14 protein-coding genes are annotated in these 9,581 nt (G+C 56.8%); 5 read left to right on the forward strand and 9 right to left on the reverse strand.

The features are described 5' to 3' along the window. Positions 1 to 160: 160 nt before the first annotated feature. From RQ738_RS01905 to RQ738_RS01915, 3 genes are all read right to left on the reverse strand, one after another. Positions 161 to 1,024: an arsenite methyltransferase gene (locus RQ738_RS01905; RefSeq protein ID WP_314161692.1), complete on the reverse strand. Its 864-nt coding sequence runs from the start codon at positions 1,022 to 1,024 to the stop codon at positions 161 to 163. After that, complete coding sequence (locus RQ738_RS01910; RefSeq protein WP_314161693.1) at positions 1,021 to 1,344, reverse strand: metalloregulator ArsR/SmtB family transcription factor; 324 nt, start codon at positions 1,342 to 1,344, stop codon at positions 1,021 to 1,023. Before RQ738_RS01910 ends, RQ738_RS01905 begins: the two co-directional genes overlap by 4 nt. Positions 1,345 to 1,412: 68 nt before the next feature. Beyond that, on the reverse strand, positions 1,413 to 1,745 hold the full coding sequence (locus tag RQ738_RS01915) for a TusE/DsrC/DsvC family sulfur relay protein (protein WP_314161694.1): 333 nt from the start codon (positions 1,743 to 1,745) through the stop codon (positions 1,413 to 1,415). Between the two features lie 282 nt (positions 1,746 to 2,027). Between RQ738_RS01915 and RQ738_RS01920 the strand changes: the two genes are divergently transcribed. The 5 genes from RQ738_RS01920 to RQ738_RS13700 are packed head-to-tail and all read left to right on the forward strand — an operon-like array spanning position 2,028 to position 4,565. Further along, on the forward strand, positions 2,028 to 2,300 hold the full coding sequence (locus RQ738_RS01920; RefSeq protein ID WP_314161695.1) for a DUF493 domain-containing protein: 273 nt from the start codon (positions 2,028 to 2,030) through the stop codon (positions 2,298 to 2,300). Positions 2,301 to 2,304: 4 nt separating this feature from the next. After that, the gene (lipB, locus tag RQ738_RS01925; protein WP_314161696.1) at positions 2,305 to 2,958 is read left to right on the forward strand and encodes a lipoyl(octanoyl) transferase LipB; all 654 of its coding nucleotides are present in this window, start codon (positions 2,305 to 2,307) and stop codon (positions 2,956 to 2,958) included. After that, a complete protein-coding gene (lipA, locus tag RQ738_RS01930) occupies positions 2,955 to 3,914 on the forward strand; it encodes a lipoyl synthase (protein WP_314161697.1) in 960 nt (319 codons plus the stop codon). The genes lipB and lipA overlap by 4 nt, the downstream gene beginning before the upstream one ends. Positions 3,915 to 3,971: 57 nt before the next feature. Next, positions 3,972 to 4,400 (forward strand): polymer-forming cytoskeletal protein, encoded by a 429-nt coding sequence (locus RQ738_RS01935; RefSeq protein ID WP_314161698.1) that lies wholly within the window; start codon positions 3,972 to 3,974, stop codon positions 4,398 to 4,400. A gap of 42 nt (positions 4,401 to 4,442) precedes the next feature. Continuing rightward, on the forward strand, positions 4,443 to 4,565 hold the full coding sequence (locus RQ738_RS13700; protein ID WP_409929511.1) for a GlsB/YeaQ/YmgE family stress response membrane protein: 123 nt from the start codon (positions 4,443 to 4,445) through the stop codon (positions 4,563 to 4,565). A gap of 47 nt (positions 4,566 to 4,612) precedes the next feature. On the opposite strand, the gene RQ738_RS01940 is transcribed toward RQ738_RS13700, so the two are convergent. The 6 genes from RQ738_RS01940 to murU form a co-directional block, all read right to left on the reverse strand. Beyond that, complete coding sequence (locus RQ738_RS01940) at positions 4,613 to 5,110, reverse strand: hypothetical protein (RefSeq protein WP_314161699.1); 498 nt, start codon at positions 5,108 to 5,110, stop codon at positions 4,613 to 4,615. Positions 5,111 to 5,172: 62 nt separating this feature from the next. After that, a complete protein-coding gene (locus RQ738_RS01945; protein ID WP_314161700.1) occupies positions 5,173 to 5,610 on the reverse strand; it encodes a DUF4437 domain-containing protein in 438 nt (145 codons plus the stop codon). Between the two features lie 112 nt (positions 5,611 to 5,722). Beyond that, positions 5,723 to 6,037 carry a DUF4282 domain-containing protein gene (locus RQ738_RS01950; RefSeq protein WP_314161701.1) on the reverse strand — a complete coding sequence of 105 codons (315 nt, stop codon included), beginning with the start codon at positions 6,035 to 6,037 and terminating at the stop codon, positions 5,723 to 5,725. A gap of 253 nt (positions 6,038 to 6,290) precedes the next feature. Next, positions 6,291 to 7,319: a M14 family metallopeptidase gene (locus tag RQ738_RS01955; protein ID WP_314161702.1), complete on the reverse strand. Its 1,029-nt coding sequence runs from the start codon at positions 7,317 to 7,319 to the stop codon at positions 6,291 to 6,293. Then, the gene (locus tag RQ738_RS01960; RefSeq protein ID WP_314161703.1) at positions 7,307 to 8,737 is read right to left on the reverse strand and encodes a glutamate--cysteine ligase; all 1,431 of its coding nucleotides are present in this window, start codon (positions 8,735 to 8,737) and stop codon (positions 7,307 to 7,309) included. The genes RQ738_RS01955 and RQ738_RS01960 overlap by 13 nt, the downstream gene beginning before the upstream one ends. Positions 8,738 to 8,742: 5 nt before the next feature. Then, positions 8,743 to 9,405: an N-acetylmuramate alpha-1-phosphate uridylyltransferase MurU gene (gene murU / locus RQ738_RS01965; RefSeq protein WP_314161704.1), complete on the reverse strand. Its 663-nt coding sequence runs from the start codon at positions 9,403 to 9,405 to the stop codon at positions 8,743 to 8,745. Between the last annotated feature and the right edge of the window lie 176 nt (positions 9,406 to 9,581).

A 9,581-nucleotide genomic window follows, 5' to 3' on the forward strand; every position in this document is an offset into this window, starting at 1 on the left:
CGCCCGCTTCGACGAGAAGCACAGGGAACCCGAAGGGCGGGAAATCCGGGCGCCCTTTCTTTTGGTGCCTTTTCTTTGGGCGAGCAAAGAAAAGACACACGCGACGCGCCGGCGCGGAAAAAACAACTATCTTTAAAAATTTAGAAGCTCTTTTAAAAAATTAACAACAACCATCAGGCCCCGGCTTAACCGCCTCAATACTTGCCGACACCACATAATCGGTCACGTTATGATCCGGTGCCCAGTCACGAATAAACTCCTTTGACTCGTCCTTTGGTTCGATGCGCACGTCTGCAAAACCGGCCGCCTTGATCATTGCTTCCAGGTCTTCAATCAGCGAAGCGTTACCCATGCAACCGGCAACCAGCATCGGGTCATCGCGCATGGCAGCCGGTAACTCTACAGTGGCCACCACGTCGGAGATCGCCAGTCGACCGCCTGGCTTGAGGATGCGGAAGGTTTCCCGGAAGACCTGGGCCTTGTCCGGCGACAGGTTGATCACACAGTTGGAGATAATCACATTGGCCATCTCGTTTTCAACAGGCAGGTGCTCTATCTCGCCCAGGCGAAACTCAACGTTTGTGAACTTTCCCTTGCTGGCATTGGCGCGCGCCTTGCTCAGCATATCCGGGGTCATGTCGATGCCGATCACGCGGCCAGTTGTTCCGACTTCCTGCGCGGCAAGGAAGCAATCAAAACCGCCACCGGAGCCGAGGTCGACTACCACCTCGCCCTCTTTGAGCGAGGCAATGGCCCGCGGGTTACCACAACCGAGGCCCATGTCCGCGCCATCCGGAACTGCAACCAGGTCTGCCTCGCTGTAGCCGAGCCGCGTCGAGATCAGGGTATTGATGGCACTATCGTCCGAGACCCCGCAGCAACTGCTCTCGATGCCACAGGCGTCATTATTGTTACTGGCATTGGCCACCTCTGCATAAGCTGTGCGCACCGCTTGCCGATGATCGTCGTGTCCCTGTTGATCAGGATCGCTGTTAGTTGTCTCGCAGCAGGTTTTCTTGCTCATGTGTTTACCTCGTAAGGGGCGGTGAAAAAACCGGCCAGTTGTTTCAGGACCACCGGATCGACCCAGCAGTCAATGTGCTTGCCACGCCGTTGCATATTGATCAGGCCGGCCGCGTGTAATGTCTTCAGGTGGTGAGAGAGCGTCGACGGCGCAATGTCCAGGCCTTCACCCAGTTCGCCCACACAGATTTTCGCCGCCTGAACCGGGTCACACTTTGTACCCGGCGCACAACAGGTTATCAGGCGCTGGAACAGCGCCAACCGGTGCGGGTTACTCAGGGCCTTGAATCTGCCGGCCTCTTGCAATAGATAGTTCGACATAAATCGAATTGTAATAAAAGGCCCTGGCGCTGTCAATTACCGGCATAAAATAAGGGGACACAACTTTGTTACATATCGCTCATGTAGGATTTTGCCTCCTCACCCGGATTGGGCAGGCCGGCAACGCGCCAGGCATTAAGACAGCTATCGAACAGGTCATGTACCCATGACCAGTGTTTTCCCTCGGCACGACAAATGGTTATGACCGGCGGTGCGACACCATACCTGGCGTAATGATCACGCAGGGCATGGATCACCTTCCAGTGCGAGTCGGTCAGTTTCTCGATACCCAGTTGGGCCGCGATGTTCTCGGCCACTGATTCATTCCAGGTATCGGGATCACATAGCAGGCCGTACTCATCGAAGGCGAGTGCCGGCCGGTCTTCACTCTGGATCACCATACAACCTCCTTCCTTGTCCACAGACAGATACTGCTGGTCGATAACGCCAGTATAAGCAAGCCATGACAAAATGCGCGCGTGATGACCTTGTAAATATCTTCACAATAAACAAACAGGATTGGCGACCCGGATTTGGTTTACTGCTGTCACCCAGCCAGACACGGTCCATATCGTCAGGCATCGCTGCTGTCCGGCCCATCAAGCGGTAAATCTTCCCCCTTTTGCTTTTATTCAGTCATATTCATCCCCACATTCTCCTCAAAGCCACGTAAAATATCGATTATGACGACTGATACTGAAGAAACCCTGCTCGAGTTCCCCTGCCAGTTCCCGCTCAAGGTCATGGGCCGCCACGGTGACGACTTCGAAGCCGCCGTGCTAACCATTGTGCGCAAACACGTAACCAATCTCGGCGAGGGCGCGGTACGCGCGCGCGACAGCGGCAAGGACAAGTTCACCTCGCTGACCATCACCTTCGAGGCACAGAGCAAGGCGCAGGTCGACGCCCTCTACCGCGAGTTACATGCCCACGAACTGGTACTGATGCTGCTCTGATCCCATGCCCAGACCTGCTGCCATTATCGTGCGCAATCTCGGCACCCAGGATTATCTGCCGGTGTATGCAGCCATGTGCCGGGTTACTGCCGGGCGCGATGCACACAGTGCGGATGAGTTCTGGCTGGTCGAGCACCCGTCGGTCTTTACCCAGGGCCGTAACAGCGACCCCGCCCACCTGCTCGCCCCCGGCGACATCCCGGTGGTGGATATCGATCGCGGCGGCCAGGTGACCTACCACGGCCCCGGCCAGATTCTGCTCTACACCCTCATCGACCTGCCCCGGGCCGGATTCGGTGTGCGTGACCTGGTCAGCGCCCTGGAACGCAGTGTTATTGCCCTGCTCGCCGAACATCATATCGAGGCCGCCGCCCGCCCTGACGCCCCCGGCGTGTATGTCGACGGCGCGAAGATCGCCGCCCTTGGCCTGCGCGTAAAGCGCGGCCGCAGCTACCACGGCCTGAGCCTGAACGTCGACATGGCGCTCGAGCCCTTCTCGCGTATTAACCCCTGTGGCTACAAGGGCATGGAAGTGACCATGCTCCGGGAACTGGGTGTGCAGGCGTCACAATCTGCGCTCGCGGCCCGACTCTGCGATCTGCTCGCCGCCGATCTGGGTTACAATGCCCGCCAGTTTTGCGAAGAAAGTCCCCTATGAGTGAACAACCAAAATCCAGCCGCACACGTAACCCGCTAAAGGGCGAGTCGAAGATCTCGCGTATCCCGATCAAGATCGAGCCGACCGTAACCCCGTTGCGCAAACCGAAGTGGATCCGTGGCCGCTCGCACAATGCCCCCGAGGTCCAGCGCCTGAAGAACATGCTGCGCGAGCAGCAGTTGCACACGGTCTGTGAAGAAGCCGCCTGCCCGAACCTCGGCGAGTGCTTCGCCCACGGCACGGCGACCTTCATGATCATGGGCGACATCTGCACGCGTCGTTGCCCCTTCTGCGACGTCGCCCATGGCCGGCCAAAGCCACTCGATGAGAACGAACCGCACAAGCTCGGCGAGACCGTCGCCCGTATGGACCTGCGCTACGTGGTCATCACCTCGGTAGACCGCGACGACCTGCGCGATGGCGGTGCCAGGCACTTCACCCACTGTATCAGCGAGCTGCGCAGGCAGTCACCAACGACCAAAATCGAGATCCTCGTGCCGGATTTTCGCGGCCGCATGGACGTCGCCCTAGCCCTGCTCGAACAGGACCCGCCCGATGTCTTCAACCACAACCTCGAGACCGTGCCCCGTCTCTACAAGCAGGCCCGCCCAGGCTCCGACTACGCCTGGTCACTGCAACTCCTGCAACGCTTCAAGCAGGCCTACCCCGAGGTACCCACCAAGTCCGGCATCATGCTCGGCCTCGGTGAAGAGATCAGTGAGGTGGAACAGGTTATGCGCGACCTGCGTGCTCATGACGTCAACATGTTGACCCTCGGCCAGTACCTGCAACCGAGCCGTTACCACCTGCCGGTCGCCCGCTACGTCCCGCCCGAGGAATTTGACGCCCTCGGCGACATGGCCCGCGAACTCGGTTTTGATAATGTCGCCAGCGGACCCATGGTGCGTTCCTCGTACCATGCCGATCTGCAGGCGAGTGGCGAAAAGATTTCCTGACGCAGTCTTTCTGGTATGCTAAAGACCCCCTGCAGAGACAGGGATGGGAGAAAAACAATGACGCAGAAAAAACATCCCGCCCACAAGGCCCCCCAACAGACCTCCCCGGACATCGTGCAATGTATGATCGGTAAGGGTGTCTCCCTGCGCGGCGATATGGATTTTACCGGTGGCCTGCATATCGATGGCGACATCACCGGTAACCTCGAAGGCCACGGTGAACACAGTCGCCTGACCCTGAGCCGGGATGGCAGGATTAACGGCAATATCAGTATCGGCGAAGCCGAGATCAATGGCACCATCATCGGCGACGTGCATGCCACCGGTTCCGTGGTTCTGCACCCGCAGTCGCATGTCACCGGCAACGTCTACTACGGCAGGATCGAGATCCGCAGCGGTGCCCGCATCAGCGGCAAACTGATCGCGAATAACCCGCAGAAAGACAAGACCGGCCTGCTCGGCAAACTGGCACGCAAGTCAGCCTGAAGCACTCCTTGCCTTTGCTGGCCCGACCTTCGGGGCGCGCTATTGGGCGGAATTATATTCAGCTCGACAGGCACAACCGCTACTGGTTTAATCAGCTCTGTAATTACAGCCACTATCGGTACTATTATTCTTTTATTTATGGTTGGCTTAATCAGGCGAGCCTGATGCGGTGTCGAGCCGATGGAGGTTCGGCAACTGTTCCTTTTACCTTGTTAATGACCATGAGGTTGCTTGCCAAGAGGTAAGAAACCGGGAAACCTTGATGGCGCATATGCCGTATGGCACGCCGTACAGCTTTCCAGCATGCGGTAATAGTGAAATGATGAAAGCTGTGCATCATGATTCCTGGCAGCGGCTTCGAGTTTTTTTGCCTCAAGATGAAACTGCGCGTCCATTCGCTTGAAGTGCGCCGGCAATGATGTGCCGAGCTCTTTTCTCTGCTCAGGGGTAAGCTTCCGGGCAAGAATGTAACTCGCGTTTATCTGTGCGCCGGTCTCTGCCACCTTTTCCCAGTCTGCCGTTGCTATTCCGGCCGGAAGTGACTGGACACCAACAAGAAGTTCGCGCATTTCAGCACGCAGCAATTCCATTACCCCAGACGATAATTGAAGATCAATGTTATCTCCATGCACATCCTCGGCATTAACAGTACTTATGCCAAGCGACAGCGTGCCCAGCAATATAAGTGTCATGTGATTTATATAAAACATAGTCTCTCCCGCTGGATATCTATGGACACATGATAGCAAATCAGGTTCTGCGCTCCTGTTGCCTACCTTCCTTCGACTGGCATCGCATCAATAGGTGAAACAAAACCTATATAAAGAATGCAATCATCGCCTTTTTTACAGTAAGCCTTGTGAGGCAGTTTTGCCGGGCCATAAGCAAAATCACCTTTCTTTATAGTCGCGGACTCATGGTTGTCATAAGTAACCTCAAGCTCGCCTGACACCAGGACCATACGCTCCCGGGAGGTATGTGTGTGATAGGGGATATGGAAATCTGCCGGTACCTTGAAGAAGATATCAGCGTTATTTTCTGCCGGGTCACCTTGCAATACGGTCATCTGGCATCCTGTCGGGATAAAGGCCGGACATGCCCCCCATTGCAGTGACTTGTCATTAGTGGAAATAACCAGCGCCTTGTCTGAAGCCGACACGTTTGCTGAAATCAACAGAAACAATAGAACTGTAGCCAGTTGCCCTTTCATATGAACCTCCTGTCAGATGTTGTACATTAATCCTGAAATGTTGTCAGTCGCCCGGGCTAACCGGGACGCGTATCTTTTGCGCCGGAACCGAGCAAACGATTTACCCGTATATTCATAGCGGGGCCTGGAGTAACGCATCCCGCATTTGCATATAGGCAATCAGAAACTCGAACAGCATCCTCCAGAACAACTCCATAAACAGAAACGAAACCACGAAGAATGCCAAAAGACCGGCGCGCTGTTTTTTGTTTAGCAGCTTCCATGCCTTTTCCTTGCCGCTTGCATATGCCGCATTTAACAGGCTGTATTTACGCACAAGCCGGGCAAGCAGGAACCATAAACCAACAGGCATTATAATCGCGCCAAAGTAATAAAATGCGATTAAAGCCTCTGTGCTGATAAATGTTTTGAAAGTAATAAAATCCATTACGTATAAATACCTGCATTGCCTCGGCCACTAATAATTGTTTCTGCAGAAGGGTCAATATCCCTTATGCTTTTCGTCAGGCCTCTTGCCCGGCTTCGCGTTTTTTATGCCCTTCACCCTGCCATGAAACCCCTTCTATAGCCGTGTAGTAATGGCAGGCACTGTGAGAAGTATCAAGACTTTCATTAGGTCGCAAAACATCCTCGAGATCAAGTGTCGACCCGGATGTGCTGGCCGAATGGGTCTGCCAATATCACGTCGGCAAGGCCATCCTCTCCATCAGGTAGCACAGGCAGTCCTGGCGGATGACTTTCTCATTCAGCGTCAGCATGGAGGGCATGACGGCGCGGTTGAATTGCAAGAGATTATCCTGCACCGAGAAGTAATGCGCGCCACAATCCTCGCCCTGCTCGTCTATGGCCTCGAGGCACACGGCGGCACCTTCTTTGACCTCACCGATGACCATGCCCTGGGTTACTTCATGAAAATTCATGCGATCGAGATCGGCCTCGAAGCACAGGTCCGCATCGGCATCGGCATCAAAACTGAACGAGATACCGGCCGGCACCTTGACCAGCGCCACGGTATGAAAGAGATCTATATCGTGCTCGGGCACCTGCTTGTCCGAAAGTTGTGCCATGTTCAGCACCGTGTCCAGGTATTCAGCGGCATGCTCGACACCATATGCCTGTTGCGGCTGACCACACTCGAGTGTCACGGCCGGGCAGAGTGCCGCAAAGGCACTGGTCTGCACACCTTCGGGCTTGATAAAATAGACCACGGTACGCGAGAAGTTGGTCGCCAGGCGCAGAAAGCGATGTTCGAGCTTGTTAACGCAGGCGTAATGCGGGTTCAGGCCGGTATTGTTGTGTACATCAATGCTGGCGAATACATGCCGCGCCCGCATCTGCGCGACGATCTCGGCGGCCATGGCATGCTCGGCTGTGTTCCCCTCGATCCAGATGCGGTTGTAATCGGGTTGCCCGGCAAGCCGGCGCTGTCGTTTTGCCGCCGCGGAGACATTGCCGATAAACAATGACAGGGCGCGCGGTAATTCCTGCCCGAGGTAGCGCTTCAAGACCTGCTGGACGGCCTGTATGCCGGCCGGTTCATTGCCATGCAGGAGTACCGACACAAACAGCGGCTCGGCACGCCGCCCCGGCAAGTGGATCAGGGTCGGCCCGGGCAACAGCGTATGCAGGTCTTCCACGGCACAGTCAAGCAGGCCCTCGGGAAGGGTTTCATGGATATGTAACAGGGTCTCAGGCATCAGTGCTCCCATTCGTGTACCGGCAGGCCACGTTGTTGCCAGGATAAATAATCGGCGGTCATGGCCCGCATATCGCCGTTCAATCGTTGTGCATGCTGGCGTTGCCAGACACTACCGGTCTGGCCGCTACGCACGCGTGCCTCAATAATGCCAAGGTAATCATGAATATCGTCCGGGTCGATAGCCAGTGATACGAGTCCGCTGCGCGCCATCGGCAACAACTCATCAAGCAACAGAGCTTTAACCGGCACATGCCTGCCCTGCCAATGCACGCGGGCCTCGAGGCCGTGCCTGGCGGCGGCATAAAAATTATCGCGGGCCTGGGCGAATTCAATTTCGTGTTCAATCGGGGTGGTGCGATTCATAAAGGCTTGTTGCAGGCCAAAGTAAAGGGCCGTGTTGGCGAAGGCGTCGATGATGGTCGGCCCGGCCGGGATGACGCGATGTTCAATGCGTATATGCGGGGTGCCATCAGCATCGAAACCCACCAGCGGACGATTCCAGCGCCAGATCGTGCCGTTGTGCAGACGCAGGTGTTTGAGTTCATCGGCCGGGCTACTGTATTCAACCGGTAACAGGATCGGGAAGTGCTCCCGGTTCTCGATAAAACACTCCATGATCGAATCATGTGCATAGCCGCTGCCGAAACTGACGCGCTTCATCGGCCCGAAGTCCATCCCTGGCAGGCCGCCCAGTTCTACCGCCTGTTCAAACAAGGGGATGCGGGTCTCGGCCCAGAGGTCGGAGCCAAACAGGAACGGGGAATTGTTACTCACTGCCACCAGTGGTGCGGAACTGACCATGGCCGCATTGTAATAGCGCACCGCCTCCCTGAACGGTACCTGCGTATGCACCTGGAACGAGGTGGCCGCCGCCTCCAGCATGACGTCGTGGTGAGTACTGAGTAAATGTTCATGACCGTTAATATCCAGCCGCAGGGGGCGGCCCCGGCGCAGGCGCATGACTTGTTCATTCAGGGCCTGGTAACGGGTCATTTTTGACATGTTGCCCAGGGTCAGGTCCTCGTCCCTGAGCGTGGGCAATATCCCGGTCATGACCAGGTCATTGTCGAGTGCCTGCGCCACCTCACTGCAGGTCTGCCAGGTGGCGTACAGCTCGGTCTGCATCCGGCGCAGGGCATCACCGTACAGGCTCGCCGGCGTGCCGTTCAGTTCTACATTGAAGCGGGCCAGTTCAGGCACCACGAGCGGGTTGTCCAGTGCCTCAAGAAAGCTGACATTGTTGGCACTGGGTCGTGCCTGCCTGTCGACCAGCCAGGCCTCAAGTTCAAAACCACCCGTGGCCTCGCGGCAAGACAGCTCGCCGCTGGCAAACCAGGCACCCAGGAGTGCGGTTTCCGCTTCCAGGGCGGCCTCGAAGCGGGCGAAATCCGTCTCGCTGAAGTAACTGCGGTCGATCTCCTCGCCCATCGCGGTCAGCCTGCCAGACCGGCGTCGAGTTCGGCCAGGCGCGCGGGTGTACCAATATCCTGCCACTGACCGGTATAGTGCTCGCCGCTGACCTCGTGGCGCGCCATTGCCTCGCGCAGCAGCGGCGCCAGCGGCAAGGGCCCCGCCGGGCAAGTGGCGAACAGGTCCGGCTGATAGACCCCGATGCCGCTAAAGGTCAGGCGCGGCTCACCCTCGGCGAAGACCCGGCCGGCACGCAGGGCAAAGTCACCCAGGGGGTGTTGGGGTGGATTATCAACCATGACGAGATGGGCCTGGCCGGCGGGTTGTGACGGCAGCCTGGCATAGTCGTAATCGGTGAAGATGTCGCTATTGATGACCACAAACGGTGCTGCCCCGAGCAAGGGCAAGGCCTTGACGATGGCACCAGCGGTCTCCAGGGCACCGCTGCTTTCATCGGAGTAGTGGATCTGCACGCCGTAGCGGCTGCCGTCGCCAAGACAGGCCGTGATCTGCTCACCCAGCCAGGCATGGTTAATCACCATCTCGTCGATGCCGGCCGCGTGCAGGGCCATGATGTGATATTCGATGAGCGCCTGCCCGCCCACCTGCAACAGGGGTTTCGGTGTGGTATCGGTCAGCGGTCGCATACGTTCACCGCGACCGGCCGCTAGAATCATGGCTTTCATTTTATAAAGAATACCAAGCCTGTAAAGGCTTGGACAGGCTTACCGGTAATGATCACTACTTAACCTGGCAGGCCAGCTCAGATATAATGTTGAGAATTTCCCGAACCAGCCAAACACACCAGAAGCCACGAGATAAACAGTATGGGCAACCCGTTCCAGGACCAATTACTCAAAGC

It is taken from the genome of Sulfuriflexus sp. (assembly GCF_032250955.1).
GTDB lineage: Bacteria > Pseudomonadota > Gammaproteobacteria > AKS1 > AKS1 > Sulfuriflexus.

Coding starts and splice junctions, on each gene's coding strand:
- RQ738_RS01905 (WP_314161692.1), bottom strand. CDS start 1,024: ATGAGCAAGAAAACCTGCTGCGAGACAACTAACAGCGATCCTGATCAA.
- RQ738_RS01910 (WP_314161693.1), bottom strand. CDS start 1,344: ATGTCGAACTATCTATTGCAAGAGGCCGGCAGATTCAAGGCCCTGAGT.
- RQ738_RS01915 (WP_314161694.1), bottom strand. CDS start 1,745: ATGGTGATCCAGAGTGAAGACCGGCCGGCACTCGCCTTCGATGAGTAC.
- RQ738_RS01920 (WP_314161695.1), top strand. CDS start 2,028: ATGACGACTGATACTGAAGAAACCCTGCTCGAGTTCCCCTGCCAGTTC.
- lipB (WP_314161696.1), top strand. CDS start 2,305: ATGCCCAGACCTGCTGCCATTATCGTGCGCAATCTCGGCACCCAGGAT.
- lipA (WP_314161697.1), top strand. CDS start 2,955: ATGAGTGAACAACCAAAATCCAGCCGCACACGTAACCCGCTAAAGGGC.
- RQ738_RS01935 (WP_314161698.1), top strand. CDS start 3,972: ATGACGCAGAAAAAACATCCCGCCCACAAGGCCCCCCAACAGACCTCC.
- RQ738_RS01940 (WP_314161699.1), bottom strand. CDS start 5,110: ATGTTTTATATAAATCACATGACACTTATATTGCTGGGCACGCTGTCG.
- RQ738_RS01945 (WP_314161700.1), bottom strand. CDS start 5,610: ATGAAAGGGCAACTGGCTACAGTTCTATTGTTTCTGTTGATTTCAGCA.
- RQ738_RS01950 (WP_314161701.1), bottom strand. CDS start 6,037: ATGGATTTTATTACTTTCAAAACATTTATCAGCACAGAGGCTTTAATC.
- RQ738_RS01955 (WP_314161702.1), bottom strand. CDS start 7,319: ATGGGAGCACTGATGCCTGAGACCCTGTTACATATCCATGAAACCCTT.
- RQ738_RS01960 (WP_314161703.1), bottom strand. CDS start 8,737: ATGGGCGAGGAGATCGACCGCAGTTACTTCAGCGAGACGGATTTCGCC.
- murU (WP_314161704.1), bottom strand. CDS start 9,405: ATGAAAGCCATGATTCTAGCGGCCGGTCGCGGTGAACGTATGCGACCG.